This window comes from Aeromonas sp. Y311-2, assembly GCF_027706025.1.
Lineage (GTDB): Bacteria > Pseudomonadota > Gammaproteobacteria > Enterobacterales > Aeromonadaceae > Aeromonas > Aeromonas veronii.
This window is the reverse complement of the sequence record NZ_JAPDCL010000023.1, coordinates 62,845-81,953: the sequence shown is the minus strand read 5'-3', so window position 1 is coordinate 81,953 and position 19,109 is coordinate 62,845. Positions and strand designations below refer to the sequence as shown.

General features: G+C 54.9%; 18 protein-coding genes. 9 read left to right on the top strand and 9 right to left on the bottom strand.

The features are described from left to right. The 9 genes from OKC42_RS18570 to repC all read left to right on the top strand — a co-directional run. Positions 1 to 719 (top strand): recombinase family protein (locus OKC42_RS18570; protein ID WP_429087452.1); only part of this gene is annotated, 719 nt, incomplete at its 5' end. Between the two features lie 787 nt (positions 720 to 1,506). Further along, entirely contained in the window at positions 1,507 to 3,972 is a 2,466-nt protein-coding gene (hsdR, locus tag OKC42_RS18565) for an EcoAI/FtnUII family type I restriction enzme subunit R (protein WP_118854409.1), read from the top strand. Between the two features lie 120 nt (positions 3,973 to 4,092). After that, the gene (locus OKC42_RS18560) at positions 4,093 to 5,595 is read left to right on the top strand and encodes an N-6 DNA methylase (protein WP_118854408.1); all 1,503 of its coding nucleotides are present in this window, start codon (positions 4,093 to 4,095) and stop codon (positions 5,593 to 5,595) included. Further along, positions 5,595 to 7,337 carry a restriction endonuclease subunit S gene (locus tag OKC42_RS18555; RefSeq protein ID WP_257124054.1) on the top strand — a complete coding sequence of 581 codons (1,743 nt, stop codon included), beginning with the start codon at positions 5,595 to 5,597 and terminating at the stop codon, positions 7,335 to 7,337. The genes OKC42_RS18560 and OKC42_RS18555 overlap by 1 nt, the downstream gene beginning before the upstream one ends. Continuing rightward, on the top strand, positions 7,337 to 8,044 hold the full coding sequence (locus OKC42_RS18550) for a DUF3800 domain-containing protein (protein ID WP_081990753.1): 708 nt from the start codon (positions 7,337 to 7,339) through the stop codon (positions 8,042 to 8,044). The genes OKC42_RS18555 and OKC42_RS18550 overlap by 1 nt, the downstream gene beginning before the upstream one ends. Next, the gene (locus tag OKC42_RS18545) at positions 8,038 to 8,523 is read left to right on the top strand and encodes a hypothetical protein (protein ID WP_257124055.1); all 486 of its coding nucleotides are present in this window, start codon (positions 8,038 to 8,040) and stop codon (positions 8,521 to 8,523) included. Before OKC42_RS18550 ends, OKC42_RS18545 begins: the two co-directional genes overlap by 7 nt. Positions 8,524 to 8,993: 470 nt before the next feature. Next, positions 8,994 to 9,329, top strand: coding sequence for a helix-turn-helix domain-containing protein (locus tag OKC42_RS18540; RefSeq protein WP_257124056.1), 336 nt, complete (start codon positions 8,994 to 8,996; stop codon positions 9,327 to 9,329). A gap of 3 nt (positions 9,330 to 9,332) precedes the next feature. Continuing rightward, complete coding sequence (locus OKC42_RS18535) at positions 9,333 to 10,190, top strand: helicase RepA family protein (RefSeq protein WP_333563376.1); 858 nt, start codon at positions 9,333 to 9,335, stop codon at positions 10,188 to 10,190. Positions 10,191 to 10,236: 46 nt separating this feature from the next. Beyond that, positions 10,237 to 11,016 carry a replication protein C, IncQ-type gene (repC, locus tag OKC42_RS18530; RefSeq protein WP_257124058.1) on the top strand — a complete coding sequence of 260 codons (780 nt, stop codon included), beginning with the start codon at positions 10,237 to 10,239 and terminating at the stop codon, positions 11,014 to 11,016. A 237-nt stretch (positions 11,017 to 11,253) separates the two neighbouring features. Here repC and OKC42_RS18525 read toward each other — a convergent pair whose 3' ends face one another. The 9 genes from OKC42_RS18525 to OKC42_RS18485 all read right to left on the bottom strand — a co-directional run bounded on the left by OKC42_RS18525 (position 11,254) and on the right by OKC42_RS18485 (position 18,821). Next, positions 11,254 to 12,393 carry a site-specific integrase gene (locus OKC42_RS18525; RefSeq protein WP_113721704.1) on the bottom strand — a complete coding sequence of 380 codons (1,140 nt, stop codon included), beginning with the start codon at positions 12,391 to 12,393 and terminating at the stop codon, positions 11,254 to 11,256. Between the two features lie 161 nt (positions 12,394 to 12,554). Next, on the bottom strand, positions 12,555 to 13,916 hold the full coding sequence (gene mnmE / locus OKC42_RS18520) for a tRNA uridine-5-carboxymethylaminomethyl(34) synthesis GTPase MnmE (protein WP_019445516.1): 1,362 nt from the start codon (positions 13,914 to 13,916) through the stop codon (positions 12,555 to 12,557). A 99-nt stretch (positions 13,917 to 14,015) separates the two neighbouring features. Further along, complete coding sequence (yidC, locus tag OKC42_RS18515) at positions 14,016 to 15,662, bottom strand: membrane protein insertase YidC (protein ID WP_005355794.1); 1,647 nt, start codon at positions 15,660 to 15,662, stop codon at positions 14,016 to 14,018. 5 nt (positions 15,663 to 15,667) lie between these two features. Next, complete coding sequence (gene yidD, locus OKC42_RS18510; RefSeq protein ID WP_010672280.1) at positions 15,668 to 15,916, bottom strand: membrane protein insertion efficiency factor YidD; 249 nt, start codon at positions 15,914 to 15,916, stop codon at positions 15,668 to 15,670. After that, positions 15,883 to 16,242, bottom strand: a complete 360-nt coding sequence (gene rnpA, locus OKC42_RS18505; protein WP_005339313.1) for a ribonuclease P protein component — start codon at positions 16,240 to 16,242, stop codon at positions 15,883 to 15,885. Before rnpA ends, yidD begins: the two co-directional genes overlap by 34 nt. Next, positions 16,242 to 16,376: a 50S ribosomal protein L34 gene (rpmH, locus tag OKC42_RS18500; protein WP_005307156.1), complete on the bottom strand. Its 135-nt coding sequence runs from the start codon at positions 16,374 to 16,376 to the stop codon at positions 16,242 to 16,244. Before rpmH ends, rnpA begins: the two co-directional genes overlap by 1 nt. Positions 16,377 to 16,646: 270 nt before the next feature. Further along, positions 16,647 to 17,381, bottom strand: a complete 735-nt coding sequence (locus OKC42_RS18495; RefSeq protein WP_005339311.1) for an amino acid ABC transporter ATP-binding protein — start codon at positions 17,379 to 17,381, stop codon at positions 16,647 to 16,649. A gap of 12 nt (positions 17,382 to 17,393) precedes the next feature. Continuing rightward, on the bottom strand, positions 17,394 to 18,062 hold the full coding sequence (locus OKC42_RS18490; protein WP_270820557.1) for an amino acid ABC transporter permease: 669 nt from the start codon (positions 18,060 to 18,062) through the stop codon (positions 17,394 to 17,396). Next, positions 18,063 to 18,821: an amino acid ABC transporter substrate-binding protein gene (locus OKC42_RS18485; protein WP_270820556.1), complete on the bottom strand. Its 759-nt coding sequence runs from the start codon at positions 18,819 to 18,821 to the stop codon at positions 18,063 to 18,065. It lies immediately after the preceding gene. Positions 18,822 to 19,109: the final 288 nt, after the last annotated feature.

Here is a 19,109-nt window from a genome sequence, read left to right as displayed (position 1 = left end):
TATTGAACTGTCAGGAGCTGGCTGCACAACAGCCATTACGCCCAATCAACTGGTGCAGTCGTCTTCTGAAAATGACAAGACCTATGGAGGTTTCAATGTTCATACGGGCGTACTTACGTGCATCGACAGTGGAGCAGGATGCTGAGCGGGCACGAGAGCTGCTGATTGGTTTTGCTGCAGAGCATGGCCATCAGATAGCCAGTTTCTATGTGGAGAATGAGTCTGGGGCGACGCTGGACAGGCCTGAGCTTATGCGGCTGATCCGCGACGCTGCAGATCGTGACATTGTGCTGGTAGAACAGATTGATCGTCTGGCTCGTCTCAATCAGACGGATTGGCAAACATTGAAGCAGTTGCTAGCTCAGAAACAGCTCTCCATCGTTTCTCCGGAGCTTCCGACTTCCTGGGTGGCGTTACAGGGGGACAGCCGCTCCGAATTCACCAGCGCCATCTTGCAGGCTGTAAATGGCATGCTGCTGGATATGCTGGCAGCCGTCGCTCGCAAAGACTACGAAGATCGCCGACGCAGGCAACAGCAGGGTATTGCCAAGGCTAGGGATGAGGGGAAATATCGCGGTCGCCAGAAAGATGAAAAGAAGCGTCAGCACATCGCACAGTTGTTGAGCACCGGACACAGCTACTCGGTGATCCAGGAAATGTTGGGCTGCTCCCGCCATCTGATTTCGTGCGTGGCAAAAGAGGTCCATTCAGTAAAATAGCGGGTCATTTATCCGAGGCACCCATGCGACGCTTCTCGATATACAGCCACGCAGCAAAGGCGCCAAAGCCTATCAGGAATGAAAACAGGAGGATCAGGATGACGATGCTGTTCATGGTGATGGCCTCAGGTGTAGCGGATAAAGGATGCAATCAGGTGATCGTGTGACCAAACTCCATATCACCATGGACTCCGCTCAGGAAGAAATCAACAAAACACTGAAAGTATTGAAGTTTGTTCGCTTGCAACAAACATGATTGCGTGGAATCACGCAGGATGTGGAGCCATGGAATGAACACTGTCATTCCCAACCAATTCCCGTCCAGTTTCTTTCCACATAACTATCTATCTGGAAAAGTGGTGCGAATTTTCCACATAGTGGAATGCCAGTTCAGAACGAGTTATGTGGAATCCTGATCGAAGACTTCCTATCTATCTGGAAATTTCGTGCCGTTTTTCTCTCTGGAAAATTGGTCATCTTGTTTGAAGGGATGATAGACCTTGGTGTGCTGGAATTGATGGGGGCAGATTCCTATCTATCTGGAATCTTGGCCTCTGCATTCAGCGAGAGCCAAACCGGCTGACTGGCGATGGGACTAACTCAAGCTATGCCCTTCAACAAGCATTCACTACGACCTAGTTATGCCATTGCCTGACGTATCCTTGGCCAGAAGGTACGCTATCAAGAGCAGCCTCCCATGTTGCTTTATGAGTCTGAAATCAACAAAACTCGGCTGATTTTATGAGAGAATCTTGAGCAATATTGTCCCCCGACCGGAAGAGTGCTCATGGCCGAGATCAACAAAGCGACCCTCACCGAAGCCGACATCATCTCCAAATACCTGCTGCCTGCCATCAAGGCGGCGGGGTGGGATGATCTGACCCAAGTCCGCCAAGAGGTGAAGCTGCGGGATGGCAAAGTGGTGGTGCGTGGCCAGATGGCGGCACGTAAAAAGGTCAAATCGGCTGATATCGTGCTCTATCACAAGATGGGCTTGCCACTGGCGGTGATCGAGGCCAAAGCCAACAAGCATGAGATTGGCAAGGGAATGCAGCAGGGGCTCGATTATGCCCGTCTGCTGGATGTGCCGTTCGTATTTGCCAGCAACGGCGATGGCTTCGTATTTCATGACAAGACCAATCCGGCCAAGCTGGAATCCGAGATCGCGCTGGAGGACTTCCCCAGCCCGGGCCAACTTTGGGACAAGCTCTGCACCTGGAAGGGTTACACCCAGGCTCAGCTGCCTGTCATCAGTCAGGACTATTACTCGGATGGCAGTGGCAAATCCCCCCGCTACTACCAGCTGCAGGCTATCAACAAGACCGTAGAAGCCATATCGAAAGGTGAGGATCGGGTATTGCTGGTGATGGCCACCGGCACCGGCAAGACCTACACCGCATTTCAGATCATCTGGCGTTTGTGGAAGGCGGGCGCCAAGAAGCGCATCCTGTTTTTGGCCGATCGCAACATTCTGGTCGATCAGACCAAGATCAATGACTTTCAACCCTTTGGCTCAGCGATGACCAAAGTGATAGGGCGCACAGTCGATCCAGCTTTTGAAATTCATCTTGCCCTCTATCAGGCGCTCACCGGGCCGGAAGAGTCACAGAAAGCCTTCAAGCAGGTCTCACCCGACTTCTTCGACCTGATCGTGGTGGATGAGTGCCATCGGGGCAGCGCCGCCGAAGACAGCGCCTGGCGCGAGATCCTCGAATACTTCTCATCGGCCACCCAGATTGGTCTCACCGCTACGCCCAAAGAGACCGAAACAGTCTCCAGCACAGATTACTTCGGTGACCCTGTTTATACCTACTCCCTCAAAGAGGGGATCGAAGATGGCTTTCTTGCCCCCTACAAGGTGGTGCGGGTTGATATCGATGTCGATCTGCAGGGGTGGCGTCCCACCAAAGGGCAGATGGACAAACAGGGCAACCTGATTGAAGACCGTATCTACAACCAGAAGGATTTCGACCGCACTCTGGTGATCGACGAGCGTACCCAGCTGGTGGCCGAGACCATCACCAACTACCTCAAGAAAACCGACCCGATGGCCAAGACCATTGTGTTCTGCAACGACATCGATCATGCCGACCGGATGCGACGGGCGCTGGTCAACCTCAACCCGGAACAGATGGCTAAGGATGAGCGCTATGTGATGAAAATCACCGGTGATGATGACCTTGGCAAGGCCCAGCTCGACAACTTCATCAACCCGAAAAAGCCCTATCCGGTCATCGCAACTACCTCCGAGTTGATGACCACCGGCGTTGATGCCAAGACCTGCAAGCTGGTGGTGCTGGATCAAAACATTCAGTCCATGACCAAGTTCAAGCAGATCATCGGCCGTGGCACCCGTATCGACGACAAGTACGGCAAGCTCTGGTTCACCATTCTCGATTTCAAGAAGGCCACCGAGCTGTTTGCCGATCCCCGTTTCGACGGCGAGCCGGAGCGCGTCATGGTGATCAAATCGTCAGACATCAACAATCCGGATGAAGGCCTGGGCGATATCATCGACGGAGCCGATCCACTGCCAGCCGATGAACCCGGCGACAATGACGATCCGTTTGTCCCCGGGGTAGATGAACAACCCGGCAGCTACACAACCGGTAGTGATGGTGGCCAGAGTGGCGCAGGGGGTCAGGGCGCAGGCCCGCTGGGTGGCCCCGAGCCCAGGGTCAGCAAGTATTATGTCAACGGCGTGGCGGTCAGCGTCATCGCCGAGCGGGTGCAGTATTACGATGCCGATGGCAAACTGGTGACCGAATCTTTCAAGGACTACACCAAGAAGACCCTGCTCAAAGAGTTTGCCACCCTCGATGCCTTCACCAAACGCTGGCAAGCCGCCGAACGCAAGCAAGCCATTATGGATGAATTGGCTCAGGCGGGCGTGCTGTGGGAGGTGTTGGAGCAGGAAGTGGGTAAGGAGCTCGACCCGTTCGACCTTATCTGCCATGTGGTATACGATCAGCCGCCACTGACCCGTCGCGAGCGGGCCAACAACGTCAAAAAGCGCAACTACTTCACCAAGTACAACGATACCGCCCAGCAGGTATTAACCCGCCTGCTCGACAAGTATGCCGATCAGGGCGTGACCGAGATTGAGACCAAGGATGCGCTAAAAGTCGCCCCCTTTACCGAGTTGGGGCGCCCGCTGGAGTTGGCCAAGAAGGGTTTTGGTGGCGCCAAACAGTTCGAGCAGGCCATCACCGAACTGGAACAAGAAATTTACCGCGAGCAGCAGAGCGCCTGACGACCTGACTGCTTCTGAACTACCATGCGGCCATTCCAATGATGGCCGCTTGTTTTATCGATACTCCTGACGCATTCGCCCCTGTATTCGTCACCATTTTTGTAAAAAGCAGAGAATCCCATGTCATCCATCAGCTCAGTCATCAAATCCATTCAGGACATAATGCGCAAGGACGCCGGTATCGACGGTGATGCCCAGCGCCTCGGCCAGCTCTCCTGGCTGCTGTTTTTGAAAGTGTTCGACGCCCAGGAAGAGGAGCTGGAGTTTGAGCAGGATAACTACCGCTGCCCCATCCCCGAACGCTTCTTGTGGCGCCACTGGGCGGCTGATAGCGAAGGGCTGACCGGTGATGCCCTGCTCGATTTCGTCAACAACGATCTGTTCGACAGTCTGAAAAACCAGCCTGCCAATATCGATCTCAACCCCCGTGGCTATGTGGTGAAAGAGGCGTTCAGCGATGCCTTCAACTACATGAAGAACGGCACCCTGCTCAAGCAGGTGATCAACAAACTCAACGAGATCGACTTTACCGACAGCAGCGAACGCCACCTGTTTGGCGACATCTACGAGCAGATCCTGCGTGACCTGCAAAGCGCCGGTAACGCGGGCGAGTTCTACACCCCCCGCGCCGTCACCCGCTTTATGGTGAACCGCATCGACCCCAAACTCGGCGAGCGGATTATGGACCCGGCCTGCGGTACCGGCGGCTTTCTCGCCTGCGCCTTCGACCATGTCAAAGAGCACTATGTCGAGACCTCAGCCGACCATCAGACCCTGCAGCAGCAGATCCTGGGGGTCGAGAAGAAGCAACTGCCACACCTGCTCTGTACCACCAATATGCTGCTGCACGGCATCGAGGTGCCGGTGCAGATCCGCCACGGCAACACCCTCGATAAACCGCTGTCAAGCTGGGATAGCGATATCGATGTGATCCTCACCAACCCGCCCTTTGGCGGCACCGAAGAGGATGGCATCGAGCAGAACTTCCCCGCCGATCTGCGCACCCGCGAAACCGCCGACCTGTTCCTGCAGCTCATCATCGAAGTCCTTGCCCCGGCAACAAATGGCAAGGGCGGTCGCGCCGCAGTGGTACTGCCCGATGGCACCCTGTTTGGCGAAGGGGTCAAAACCAAGATAAAGCAACTGCTCACTGCTGAGTGCAACCTGCACACCATAGTGCGGCTGCCCAACGGCGTGTTTGCCCCCTATACCGGCATCAAGACCAATATCCTCTTCTTCACCAAGGGCCAGCCCACCAAGGATGTCTGGTTCTACGAGCACCCCTATCCGGCTGGGGTGAAGAGCTACAGCAAGACCAAGCCGATGAAGTTCGAGGAGTTTGAAGCCGAGATTGCCTGGTGGGGCGATGAGGCGGACGGCTTTGCTGCCCGGGTTGAGAACGAACAGGCCTGGAAGGTCAGTATCGAGACCATTATCGAGCGCAACTTTAACCTCGATATCAAGAACCCCCATGTCGGCGAGCAGATAAGTCACGACCCTGACGAGCTGCTGGCGCGCTATGCCACAGAGCAGGCTGAAATCCAGAGCCTGCGTGACCAGCTAAAAGCCATTCTGGGCGACGCCTTGGGCAAAGGTGCGGCCAAGCAAGGGGAGCAGGCATAATGGCGGCGCTGAAAATAGAAAATCTGATTACCGACCACCTGGATCTCTGGACGGCGGCAGTGCGCCCCAAAAGCAGTGCCGGGCGCGGCAGCAACAGCAAGCTGGAACTCACCGGCATCAAAAAGCTGCGAGAGCTGATCCTGGAGTTGGCCGTGCGCGGCAAACTGGTTCCGCAAGACCCCAGCGATGAACCCGCCTCCGTGCTGCTGGAACGGATTGCCACCGAAAAAACTCGGCTGGTCAAAGAGAAGAAAATTAAAAAGTCTAAAGCCTTGCCGGAAATAGGTGAGAAAGAGAAGCTGTTTGAATTACCTGATGGGTGGGAGTGGTGTCGGCTATCAGATATAGCATTTCCACAAGCAGGTTTTGCATTCAAATCAAATGGTTTTAATGAGCATGGGGAAGGCATTCCGCTAATCAGAATTAGAGATGTTGGGCAGGTCTTTTCTGGTACTTATTACAATGGTGAGTACAAGCCAGAGTTTGTTGTGATGAGAGGTGAATATCTTGTCAGCATGGATGGCAACTTTCGTGTTGCTCCTTGGTCCGGCTCAGAAGCATTATTAAATCAACGAGTAACACGGTTAATTTTCTTCTTTGAAAAAACTGCAAAAAGATTCATAGCTGAATCATTACAATTGCGACTGATATCTCTTCAAGGGGTAAAAGCATATACCACTGTAGATCACTTATCTGGAGGGCAAATTGCAGAATCTGTAATTGCTATCCCCCCGCTTGCAGAACAACACCGCATCGTTGCCAAAGTGGATGATCTTATGGCCCTCTGCGACCAGCTGGAGCTGCGCAGCGAGTCGCAGTTGGCAGCCCATCAGATGCTGGTGGAGACCCTGCTCGCCACGCTGACAGACTCCTGCGATGCCGATGAACTGGCGCAGAACTGGGCACGGTTAAGCACTCACTTCGATACCCTCTTTACCACCGAGGCCAGCATCGACGCCCTGAAGCAGAGCATCCTGCAACTGGCGGTGATGGGCAAACTGGTATCGCAAGACCCCAGCGATGAACCTGCCTCCGCCCTGCTGGCGCGCATCGCCGCCGAAAAAGCCCAGCTGGTCAAAGAGAAGAAAATTAAAAAAGAGAAACCGCTGCCTGCGATCAGCGAAGACGAAAAGCCGTTTGAGCTACCACAGGGGTGGGCGTGGGCTCGAGGCGAAGATATTGCAGATTTTGTTGATCCACAACCTAGTCATCGCACTCCACCAGAAGTAGAAGACGGTGTTCCATACATTGGTTATACGGATATTGATCATGAGCGCGGCATTAACTTTGATAACGCTAGAAAAGTATCTGAAGTTATATTGCAAGAGCATAAAGAACGTTATCAAATTAAAGATGGCGATTTTGTATTTGGAAAAGTTGGAACGTTAGGTAAGCCATTTTTCTTGCAAGCACCGTTTAACTATTGCTTGTCCGCAAATCTTATTTTAATTCAGCCAAGAATAGGTTGTACTCATCCTGTTTATTTAGCTACTTACCTAAATAGTCCAACTTTATACCAAACCTTGGACACACAAAAAACCAATAGCACTCATGCTGTATTCGGGATCAAGAAAGCAAGGTTGCTAGTGGTTCCTTTTCCTCCCATCTCAGAGCAACATAGAATAGTTACTAAGGTTGATGAATTAATGACCCTCTGCGATCAACTGAAATCCCGCCTACAAACCAGCCAGCAGACCCAGCTTGCCTTGGCCGAGTCGTTGGTGGAAGGAGCCCTTGCCTGATGAGCCGCATATTTAATGTCTATTGCGATGAGTCCTGCCATCTGGAGAACGATGGTCAATCGGCCATGGTGCTCGGGGCTGTGTGGTGTCCGCTGGATAAGCGCCACGAGATTGTGCGTCGCTTGCGGGAGATCAAACAAAAGCACGGGCTGGCGCCGGATTTCGAGGTGAAGTGGACCAAGGTTAGTCAGTCGAAACTCGCCTTTTATCGTGATCTGCTGGATTACTTTTTCGATGATGATGACCTTCACTTTCGTGGTCTGGTTATCCCGGATAAGTCACAGCTAAATCATGAAGCGTTTGGGCAGAGTCATGACGACTGGTACTACAAAATGTATTTCGTCATGTTGAAGACGATCTTTGAGCCGCAGAATGGCTATCGAGTCTATATCGATATCAAGGATACCTTGGGGCATGAGAAGATCAGTAAGTTGCATGATGTTTTGTGCAACAACACGTATGACTATTCGAAGAAAATCATTCATCGGGTGCAGCGGATCCACTCTCATGAAGCCGAGTTGCTGCAAGTTGCGGATCTTTTGATCGGAGCCCTGAGCTATCTGCATCGAGGGTTGACCAGCAGCCAAGCCAAGCTGGCGTTGATTGAAAGAATACGGCAACGAAGTGGTTACAAGCTGACGCACAATACCCTTCTGCGAGAGAGCAAGTTCAATCTGATGGTCTGGTGCAGCAGGGGGGGATGGTGATGCAACCTGTATGGCTACCTGACCTCATTCTGATGACCGCCTCTGGCGGTGATTGGGGGCGTTTTTTCTCTGCTGTTTATGCGGCCTTCGAACAAGACTTTGTACTCAACAAACCCGAGTTCAGAGGCAAGCGTCTTGGTCTGAAACGTCATCCTGAATATGCCGGGAAATCAGCGACCTTCTGGCACATGATTTCAACTGGAGAAGTTGAAGCAGAGCGAGAACCCGATTTACGTCGATGCGAACGCATCCGCTGGCCCAAGCCCATCATCGAGAATGATAGCGATCCTGAGCTGAAGGTGTGGGCTGAGCCTCGTGGCAAGCTGCAACGCATCCATATCTGGTTTGAAGCAGAAGGCTACCTCGTCGTGCTGGATGATCGCGGAGAATATATCCTGCCGTGGACGGCATTTTTCATCGAATATGAACACGAACGGCGCAAGTACAACAAGCGCTGGAAACGGTATGGGAGTTATTAACTGCTAGGGGAGGAAATTAAGCTGGCCGCGCCCTCCGGAGAGGACGGGGCCGTAACTCCTTCTACGCTGACGCCAAAGGCTGGTAGATGAGATGCGCAAAGTGTAACGGTTACCCCGATGATTAGCAACCGACTGGCTGTATGGCGAAGTAATAAGGCGTGTATGCCGACACAAAGACAGATTCAAAAAAACAACCCCGGCGTAAGTTGCAACGCAACCAAGCGGCCGGGGTCATGTTGCTGGCAACCTTAAAGATACGCCCTCTTTCAGTCAATCATTTTTACCCCATTTTGTGACGGATCTGGTGGAGCCTGATGACTTTACTGGCGGTTTCTCGCCAAAATTTCACATGTGAAAATTTTCCAGAAAACGCTGTAAGTGCCCATTTTGGGCACTTACAGCGCTCTGGATTTCGTTAGGTCCTCGGTACGCTCTTGCATGTTGATGTTTGTTACAGGGAGATCATCTGCATGCGTGAGCAAAATCCGGCTATTTACAGCGATCCTACGGGTTCGATTCTGCGTGAACTCCATGAGTTGAAACATCTAGTTCGCCAACAGGGGTTAGCACAGAGAGAGGTTCTCTCGGCTGAGGAGTGCGCCGAACTGCTGGGGGTATCGGTCAGCTATGTGTACCGGTTGACCAGCGAGAGGCGCTTACCGCACTACAAGCCGCAAGGGAAAAAAATTTATTTCAGGAGGGATGAGCTGCTGGACTGGCTGCTCTCCCATCGCATCTCGCCAGATGTTGAGCTGGCTGATCATGTGAACACGAGGGTTCGACGAGCCCGCCATGGGGGGCGGTGAGGTATGGGGATGGAAAAAGATCTGACCACAACCTATTGGCCCCTAGATCTCCAGGTCGCATTTTCTGAGTCCCCTAGCCCAATCGATTTTGTCCTACCAGGGCTCCCGGTTGGCTGTGTTGGGGCCTTGGTGTCACCGGGTGGTGCGGGTAAATCCATGCTGGCATTGCAGTTGGCAATCCAGATAGCCGGTGGGCCGGATTGGTTAGAACTCGGCAAGTTGGAGAGAGGCTCTGTGCTCTACCTGCCAGCCGAAGACCCTCGGCCCGTGTTACATCACCGGTTGTTTACCCTTGGCCAATATATTGATACACGGCAGCGTGTTTCACTGGAGCGCGACCTTCGATTGATACCGCTTCAGGGGGCCAGTCCGAATGTGTTGAATAGCCACTGGTGGGAAGCGATTGCCATTTGGGCTGAGGGGGTCAGGTTGGTGGTTATCGATACACTGAGACGCTTTCACGATGCCGACGAGAATGCAGCCTGTGCTATGACGCAGGTGCTGGGTCAGTTGGAGCGGCTGGCCATGGGGCAGGGATGTAGCGTGCTATTTGTACACCACACCAGCAAATCCGCAGCATTCCAAGAAGCTGGCGATCTGCAGCAGGCCAGCCGAGGTTCGTCGGTACTAGTGGACAACGTCCGCTGGCAGGCCTATCTCGCTACTATGACCAAGAAAGAGGCGCAGCAGCTGGGCGTATCGGCAGAGCAGAGCCAGCGCTACGTGCGGTTTGGGGTAAGCAAAAGTAATTATGGGCAGCCACTACCAGAGCGCTGGTTGGTGCGGGGGGAAGGTGGCGTATTGTACCCCGCCAAATTGGACGAAACGCGCCGAGAGAGAGGTAAACGTGCCTTGCTTTGAATTGACCCATGCTCGGCATGACCATATGCACTGCCTGGCACCAGGATTGTTCAGAGCCATCGCTCCAGGTCAGCGCCGCCGAGACAAGCTGGATGCGGTGTATCGATTCGGTGGGGGCAATCAGATTGAGTTTTCCGGGCCAGAGCCGCTGGGTGCCGATGACCTTCGTGTGCTTCAGGGACTGGTTGCCCTGGCTGGTGTTGAGGAATATAGCGCCATCATTGAGCCCATTGCAGCTACCGGGGAGGGCAACAGCTTGCGTACCCTGCTAGAGCCTCGCTGGGCAGCCAATCAGCAACGAGTCTTGGTGGTCAAAAGCAGCCTGCACAAACTGGCCAAGGAGATTGGCTACGCCAACCCTCGTGACACCAATACGGTGCGCCGTTGTGTCGAGCGGTTATGGAAGGTGTCGGTAATAGCGCAGGTAGCAGGCCAGCGCAGCGGTTTTCGTCTGCTTGCGAACTATTCCAGCGATGCCCTGACCGACGGGCTCTTTGTAGCGCTCAATCCTTTGCTGACCTCCGCCATTATGGGCTCTGGCCGCCATGTTCGTATCGACATGACAGAGGTGCGGCGCCTGAGTGGCTGTATCACCAGACTGTTGCATCAGCGGTTATGTGCCTGGGTCGATGTTGGCCAGAGTCGGACGGTACAGCTAGACACCTTGGTTGCTTATGTTTTTCCTGAGGAAGCCAGCATGGCCACTCACCGCAAGCGGCAATCGCGAGTCCGCAAGGCATTGAATGAACTGGCTGAACTGGGTTGGTCAATCAGTGAACATGCCAAGGGGCGGTTCACCATAGGTCGGCCTGCGCTATCACGATAATGGTCACGGACTATCACGAAAGTGGTCACAAAGTTCACGATATTGGTCACAGGCCTAATCAGTTAAGCCCAAGTGCGACTTGGGCTGCAGGGCGATCCTGAGATCCGATCTATATTATCTAAGATAATCTAGGCCAGCGTATGGTTGCGCTGGCCTGTTTGTTGGCTCTTCCCTAACTGGCTAAGCTGTTTCGATCAATTCAGGTCAAGATCTCGTCGAGGCTTTGTCTCATCATGATCACAACAATACGTTGGGAAAATCGAGCATGGCGTCCCTGCGTCGTGATTCAAGGATGTCGGCGTAGATCTCGGTGGTTCTCAGCTCACTGTGGCCCAACAAGCGGGAGAGCGCATAGATATCGACGCCACGGTTAAGCTGGATGACTGCGAAGGTATGGCGTGCGCTGTGGAAGGTGACCTTCTTGGTTATACCCGCCTGCAACGCCCAGCGGGTGAGTTCCATGTTGTGCCAGGCAGAGTATTTCAGCCCCTTGAAGATCCGCTCTGATGTCTTGCCTGGGCGCCCCATCAGCTGCATCGCCATGTCATTCAAATCCAGGTATTGCAGACCGCTGGTTTTCTTCTGGGTGAAGACGATTCTGTAATGGCCGTAGAAGGGCTCAAGCTCTGCCCAAGTCAACTTGTGAATGTCGGACCAGCGCAAGCCAGTGCAGCAGGAGAATAGAAAGGCGCGCTTAAGAACGTCGTAGCGGCACTCGGCATGGGCCAGGGCTCGAACTTCGTCTTCGGTCAGGTAAACGCGCTTGTTCTTCTCCCCCTGGATAGCTTTGACACGTCGTACCGGATTATCCGGTAGCAGCCGCTCCTGCTCTGCCTGGTTCAGGGCTGCCCTTAACTTGTTGAAATAGGCACTCTGGGTATTGCGGCTCAGTGGCGTGCCGCTTTTGGTGCGGGCCTTGTGCATCAGGTAATGCCGAAACCCCTCCAGGAACAGCTGATCTACTTCCTCGAAAGTCAGCTCCGGCTGTTTATGGTACTGGCGCAAATGCTTGAGGGCTGATATCCAGATGGAGTGGTTGCTCTTGCTACCTGCCGCTTTTTGGTCCGTAACCTCTTGGAAGTACTCGAAGAAGCTGGCCTTGTAGGCATTCGAGAAATCCAGATGGTGTTTACCTGTCTCATGCTCGAAGAGCCGCTTGGCACGGATGGCTTCGGCTGCTCGCTGGGTTTCTTTGTTGTGGAGCCGCTGTGCTGGGGTACGCGGCTTGTCGTACAAGAAGAGATCCAGGGTCTCTCTGCTGCGTTTGTGCTTGCGGATGCCCGTGGTTGGGTCAAGGTAGGAGCCGGCGTAGTAGGTTAAGCGCAGAGCGCGCTTGCCTTCGGCGTCCGGTGCGCGGTATTCGATGCTGATCTTCATAAGTGTCCCCCAAAAGTACCCCAAGAGGTTACTTCGGGGTACTCTCGGGGTAAATTCTCACGAAACAAGATCAGGCAAGAATAGCCAGTAAAAACAAAGTCCAATATTTACAATGTCTTATGTTCTCACTGGCTGCTTTTTATTGCTGATTTTTCACCACATTACTTGCCGATGCAGAAGCTGGAGAAGATGCGGCCCAGCAGATCGTCTGAGCTGAATTCGCCGGTGATCTCGGAGAGAGACTCCTGCGCCAGGCGCAACTCTTCGGCTACCAGCTCGCCGGCCACGAACACTTCCAGCTGCTCCTTGGCCACCAGCAGGCGCTCGGCGGCGCGCTCCAGCGCATCCAGATGGCGGCGGCGGGCCATAAAGCCCCCTTCGGTGTTGCCCTGGAAGCCCATGCAGGCTTTCAGGTGCTCGCGCAGGGCAGGCAGCCCCAGCTCGGTCTTGGCGGAGATGCGGTAGACGGCGTGGCCTTGCTCCTGGCTCGGTGCCAGATCCTCGCCGGTCAGGTCGGCCTTGTTGCGAATGACGGTGAGGCCGATGTTTTTTGGCAACCGATCAACAAATTCCGGCCAAATTTCCCGCGGGTCGACCGCGTCTGTGGTGGTGCCATCCACCATAAACAGCACCCGATCGGCCTGTTCGATCTCTGCCCAGGCGCGTTCGATACCGATTTGTTCCACCTTATCCTGGGTGTCGCGCAGACCGGCGGTATCGATGATGTGCAGCGGCATGCCATCGAGATGGATATGCTCGCGCAGCACATCGCGGGTGGTACCGGCAATCTCGGTGACGATGGCGGACTCGCGCCCTGCCAGGGCGTTGAGCAGGCTCGATTTGCCGGCGTTGGGACGACCGGCGATCACCACCTTCATCCCTTCCCGCAGCAGGGCGCCCTGTTTGGCTTCCCCGCGCACGTCGTCCAGCTCGGACATGATGGCGTAGAGGTCGCCCGCCACCTTGCCGTCGGAGAGGAAGTCGATCTCCTCGTCCGGGAAGTCGATGGCCGCTTCCACATAGATGCGCAGCCGGATCAGGCTTTCCACCAGTTGCTGGATTTTGCTGGAGAACTGCCCCTGCAGGGAGTGCATGGCGCTGCGGGCGGCCTGTTCGCTGGAGGCTTCAATAAGGTCAGCGATAGCTTCGGCCTGGGCCAGATCCAGCTTGTCGTTGATGAAGGCGCGCTCGCTGAACTCGCCGGGGCGGGCAGGGCGGATGCCGTCGATTTTCAGAATGCGGCGGATCAGCATGTCCATGATGACGGGGCCGCCGTGGCCCTGCAGCTCCAGCACATCCTCGCCGGTGAAGCTGTTGGGAGCTTTGAACAGCAGGGCGATGCCCTGATCCAGTACCTGGCCTTGCTCATCCTTGAACGGCAGATATTCGGCGTAGCGCACCCGCGGGAGCTTGCCGAGCACTATCCCGGCGACCTGTTCGGCGGCGGGGCCGGAGACCCGGACTATGCCGACGCCACCACGGCCTGGCGCGGTGGCCTGGGCCACGATCGTATCTGTTGTCATCTTGCTTGGCTCGTTTGTTCGCTGATAGGAAAACGTAGTGGGAGACATTGTAATAAAAAAGGCGGCCCGAAGGCCGCCTCTTTTGTCATCACGGGAAGATTAGCTGCGTGAATGCAGTCCTTTCTTCTCCAGCTGACGATAGATGATGGTCTGCTGGATGATGGAGATGACGTTGCTCACCAGCCAGTAGAGAGTCAGACCAGCCGGGAACCAGAGGAACATGAAAGTGAAGATGATCGGCATGAACTGCATCACTTTCTGCTGCATCGGGTCGGTCACTGTGGTCGGGCTCATCTTCTGCAGATACCACATGGAGGCACCCATGAGGATTGGCAGCACGAAGAAGGGGTCCTTCACTGACAGGTCAGTGATCCACAGCGCAAACGGCGCGTGACGCAGTTCGACGGACTCCATCAGTGCCCAGTAGAGGGCGATGAAGATCGGCATCTGAACCAGGATCGGCAGGCAGCCACCCAGCGGGTTGACCTTCTCCTTCTTGTACAGCTCCATCATGCCCTGAGACATCTTCTGGCGGTCATCGCCGAAGCGCTCGCGCAGGGCCGCAATCTTGGGTTGCAGCATGCGCATCTTGGCCATGGAGGTGTACTGGGCCTTGGTCAGCGGGAACATGATGCCGCGCACCAGCAGGGTCAGCATGATGATGGCCAGACCCCAGTTCTGGACGAAACCGTGGAATACGGTCAGCAGCCAGTGCAGCGGTTGGGCGATGAACCACAGCCAGCCGTAGTCGACAGTCAGGTCGAGGTGGTTAGCCACCTTGGCCATCTGGTCTTGCAGCTTGGGACCGACCCACAGCTTGCTGGTCACTTCAGCCTGTTGGCCGGCAGCCACGTCAACCAGCGGCGCCTTGTAACCGATGATGGCCTGGCCTTTACCCGGGATCACACGGCTGTAGAAGCTGTTGGTATCGTCGGCATTTGGTGCCCAGGCAGAGACGAAGTAGTGTTGCAGCATGGCGACCCAACCACCCTTGGTGGTCTTGTTCAGGTCGGCATCCTTCATCTCGTCGAAGGTGTACTTCTTGTAGCGGGTATCTTCAGTGGAGAAGGCACCACCACGGTAAGCGCTGGCTACCATGGCATGACCTTCCTGATCCTTCGGTGTGGCTACGGTCTGCTTCAGCTGACCATAGAACTGCACCTGAACCGGCTCGGCAGATTTGTTGTCGATCTTGTAATCAACGCCAACGGCATAGTCGCCACGCTTGAGGATGAACTCCTTGGTGAAGACCACGCCCTTGCTGTCGGTCCAGGTCATCGGAACGACGACTTGATCCTGACCATCGGCCAGCTGATAGCTGGTCTGGGCGGCTTCATAGGTAGGACGACCTTCGGCCTGACTGTCCGGACCGTTGCGACCCACCAGACCGCTCTGGGCGATATAGAGGTGCTCAGGCTTGCTGGTCAGCAGCACGAACGGTTGGTCCTTGCCCTCTTCCAGTTTGTGAGACAGCAGTTCGGCAGACACGACGTCACCACCCTGGGTATCCAGGGTCAGCTTGAGCACGTCAGAGGAGACGGTGATCAGCTTGCGTGCGGCAGTCGCGTTGGCTTGCTCGGAAACCTGAGGAATATCACCGGTCTGACCGGCTTCAGGTACGAAATGTTCGGTTTGGGCCACGGTAGTCGGGGCCGGCTTCGGAGCCTTGTCGGACTCCCACTGTTGCCAGAGCAGAAAGCTCACGAACAGCAAACCGATCAGGAGTAGATTGCGTTGTGATTCCATAGTCTTCAGTTTCTTCGCTTTGGTTGCGGAACCGGGTCATAACCACCCTCGGATAAGGGATGGCATTTTAATAGACGTTTGCTAGCTAACCAAACGCCTTTTATGAAACCGTGAAGTCGGATGGCTTCTATCGCAAATTGGGAACAAGTTGGAGTAAAACGGCAGCGCGGCCCGAGCAGAGGGCTAATGATTAGCTGATACAGGCGTATCAGTTTGATAGCTACCCATTGCAACGGCGTGACAGAGTGCGCCATAGCTTTTCCAGTAACTTGAACAGTTCCTCGTTATCCATCTCTTTCACACCGGCCTTGGCGATCACCACGATGTCGATAGCGGGCAGCTGATGTTGTTTGAGGCGGAAACTTTCCCGGACCACCCGTTTGACACGGTTACGCCAGACGGCACGCTTGAGTGCTTTTTTGGGCACAGCGAGACCAAGACGAGAGTGTTCGAGTGAATTGGGGCAGGCGAGAAGCGTAATTTGCGGGGAAGCAGCCCGGACAGGCTCGGCGAAAACGCGTTTGAAGTGTTCGGGAGTTAACAGACGTAACTCCCGAGAGAAGGTGTGCTGGGTAGGCATTAAACTACCAGACGGGCACGACCCTTGGCACGACGAGCGGCCAGAACTTTACGACCGTTGGCAGTTGCCATGCGGGCGCGGAAACCGTGAGAGCGCTTGCGCTTCAGGTTGGACGGTTGAAAAGTACGTTTCATGATTCGATTCCGTATTTCTGTACAGTTTTGATTGTCACACTTAGCCGACGCGCCAGCTATAGCGTGTGACGACTAGCAAAAGAGGCCGAATTCTAAACAGAGTTCGGCTTTTAGTCAATCCGCCGTTCCCTCTCATCCTGCCATGGTCTTGAAAAGGCCACTGCCGAGCGTGAGGATCCAGAGGATCAAGGGCTCCGGATTATACTGGCAACCCGGGGTTAAACAAGGGATCCCTCAATAAAAAAGGCGGCCAGGCCGCCAAAGAGAGAGCTATTTAAGGACTTTCCGCAAGAACTCCCGGGTACGGGGATCCTTGGGATCGACCAATATCTGATCCGGCGGGCCCTGCTCGACGATCCGCCCCCCTTCCATGAAGATCACCCGATCGGCAACATCACGAGCAAATTCAATCTCATGAGTCACCACCACCATGGTCTGGTGCTGACGGGCCAACTCTTTCATCAGTCCCAAAACCTCGTCGACCCACTCGGGATCGAGGGCTGAGGTGGGCTCGTCAAACAGGATCACCTTGGAGTGAGCCGCCATGGCGCGGCCAATGCCGACCCGCTGCTGCTGGCCGCCGGAGAGGGAGGCCGGATAGGCATCCTGCTTGTCGGCAAGACCAATGTCCTTGAGGATGCCGAGCGCTGTGGCGCGGGCCTCCGCTTTTGGCTGCTTCCAGACGGTGATCAGCCCTTCGGCGATGTTGTCGAGCGCTGTTTTGTTGGCAAACAGGGCGTAGTTCTGGAACACGAAGGAGGCCCGCTTGCGCAGCTCGATCGCCTGCTGTTCGCTGGCCTTGGCCAGATTGAGCTCGAGATCGTCGATGGCCAGGGTGCCCGCATCCGGGGTCTCCAGCAGGTTCAGGCAGCGCAACAGAGTCGACTTGCCGGTGCCGGAGGGGCCGATGATGACGACAATTTCCCCCTTTTTGACCTCCAGATCGATGCCGTTGAGCACCTGATTGCCGTGATATGCCTTGGAGAGGCCGGTTAGCTTGATCATGAGAGCCCTCCTTTAATAGGCACGGTTAAGACGGACTTCCAGCAGATGCTGCAAGCGGGTAAAGAAGATCACCACTACCCAGTAGATCAGCGCCACCGCCATAAAGCTCTCGAAGAACTTGAAGGAGGAGGAGGCTTCCATCTGCGCCTTGCCCATGATCTCGGCCACTCCCAGCGTGAAGGCCAGCGAGGTGCTCTTGATCATGTCGATGAAGTAGTTCATCAGCGACGGGGTGGCGATACGGGCCGCCTGCGGCAGGATGATCCGCTGCATCGCCTGATAACGGCTCATGCCGATACTGAGCGCCGCTTCCATCTGGCTTTTGTGAATGCCGAGGATGGCTGCGCGGATCGACTCGGCCATGTAGGCGGCGAAGTGCAGGGTCAGACCGACGATGGCGGCAGTAAAGGCATCCATCCCCACGAAGATCGGGAACAGTTGCGGCAATCCGTAGTAGAGCAGGAACAGCTGAACGAGTAGCGGTGTACCCCGAAAGAACGAGATATAGAGCATCGCCAGCCAGTGAATCGCGGGGACGCGAAACACCCGTACTATCGCCAGGGCCAGCGAGAGTACGAGTGCCAGCACGAATCCCCACAGGGCCATCTCCATCGTGGTGCCCAGATAGTTGAGCAGGATGGGAAACAGCCCCAGCGTGTAATCGAGGTCAAATTCCATCATTTATTTGTCGGTGATGTCGGAAGCGAACCATTTCTCGGAAATCTGACGCAGGGAGCCATCCTTGCGCATGGCGGTCAGGGCCTCGTCGACTTTCTTCAGCCGCGCCTGTTTCTCCGGGGTCTTCAAGAAGGGCAGGGCGTTCTCGATAGTCTCGAACGGTGCGCCAGCCTGTTGCAGCGGCAGCTTGGACTCTTTGATCAGCTGGGCGGTGGAGACGCGGTCCATCACGAAGGCATCGATGCGACCCAGGGCGACATCCTGCTCGAAGGCGGAGTCATAGGTGCGGATATCGATCTTCTTGTTCGGGTCGTTCTTGCGCAGCAGCTCTTCAAAGTTGGACCCCAGGTTCACGGCCACCTTCTTGCCTTCCAGATCCTTGATGCCATGAATGGTGCTGTTGCCCTTGCGTACCACAATCTGGGCGCCGTCATAGACGTAAGGCTGGGAGAAGTCGTACTTCGCCTTGCGTTCGTCGGTGATGGTGATCTGGTTGGAGATGGTGTCGATGCGGCCGGTTTCCAGCATGCCGAACAGACCGGAGAAGCTGGCAGTCACGAATTCGACCTTGTAGCCGGTGCGCTCGCCGATCTGGTTCCACATATCCACTTCAAAGCCCTGCAGCTTGTCCTGTTTAACGAAGGTGAACGGGAAATATTTGCCAGACATGCCGACCTTGATGGTCTCCTGGGCGATGGCCTGACCGGACAGGGTGGCGAGCAGGATGGCTGCGCCGGAAATCAGTTTGATGGATGTTTTCATGGTGTTTCTCTCTCTCAATGTCTTGTATTTGTAGTTGTAATAACTGGTTTGGCCCTGATGTTATTGGAATAAAATTTAAAAAATAAATGACATTTGGTTATATGAAATAACAGGAGAGAAGCACGGGATCGACCAATCAGGACGGTGGATCAAGCTGTGGGTAACTTTGGGGATGAAATCTGATCCAAAGGCGCTGGATCCTTGAAAGTCAAGGATCTTATTTGCTGGATCCACCGGGCGATGGCTGGAGATCCGGCGGCTAAAAACGTAGAATAGCCGGTCTTTAGT

Coding starts and splice junctions, on each gene's coding strand:
- hsdR (WP_118854409.1), top strand. CDS start 1,507: ATGGCCGAGATCAACAAAGCGACCCTCACCGAAGCCGACATCATCTCC.
- OKC42_RS18560 (WP_118854408.1), top strand. CDS start 4,093: ATGTCATCCATCAGCTCAGTCATCAAATCCATTCAGGACATAATGCGC.
- OKC42_RS18555 (WP_257124054.1), top strand. CDS start 5,595: ATGGCGGCGCTGAAAATAGAAAATCTGATTACCGACCACCTGGATCTC.
- OKC42_RS18550 (WP_081990753.1), top strand. CDS start 7,337: ATGAGCCGCATATTTAATGTCTATTGCGATGAGTCCTGCCATCTGGAG.
- OKC42_RS18545 (WP_257124055.1), top strand. CDS start 8,038: ATGGTGATGCAACCTGTATGGCTACCTGACCTCATTCTGATGACCGCC.
- OKC42_RS18540 (WP_257124056.1), top strand. CDS start 8,994: ATGCGTGAGCAAAATCCGGCTATTTACAGCGATCCTACGGGTTCGATT.
- OKC42_RS18535 (WP_333563376.1), top strand. CDS start 9,333: ATGGGGATGGAAAAAGATCTGACCACAACCTATTGGCCCCTAGATCTC.
- OKC42_RS18525 (WP_113721704.1), bottom strand. CDS start 12,393: ATGAAGATCAGCATCGAATACCGCGCACCGGACGCCGAAGGCAAGCGC.
- mnmE (WP_019445516.1), bottom strand. CDS start 13,916: ATGACAACAGATACGATCGTGGCCCAGGCCACCGCGCCAGGCCGTGGT.
- yidC (WP_005355794.1), bottom strand. CDS start 15,662: ATGGAATCACAACGCAATCTACTCCTGATCGGTTTGCTGTTCGTGAGC.
- yidD (WP_010672280.1), bottom strand. CDS start 15,916: ATGGCGCACTCTGTCACGCCGTTGCAATGGGTAGCTATCAAACTGATA.
- rnpA (WP_005339313.1), bottom strand. CDS start 16,242: ATGCCTACCCAGCACACCTTCTCTCGGGAGTTACGTCTGTTAACTCCC.
- rpmH (WP_005307156.1), bottom strand. CDS start 16,376: ATGAAACGTACTTTTCAACCGTCCAACCTGAAGCGCAAGCGCTCTCAC.
- OKC42_RS18495 (WP_005339311.1), bottom strand. CDS start 17,381: ATGATCAAGCTAACCGGCCTCTCCAAGGCATATCACGGCAATCAGGTG.
- OKC42_RS18490 (WP_270820557.1), bottom strand. CDS start 18,062: ATGATGGAATTTGACCTCGATTACACGCTGGGGCTGTTTCCCATCCTG.
- OKC42_RS18485 (WP_270820556.1), bottom strand. CDS start 18,821: ATGAAAACATCCATCAAACTGATTTCCGGCGCAGCCATCCTGCTCGCC.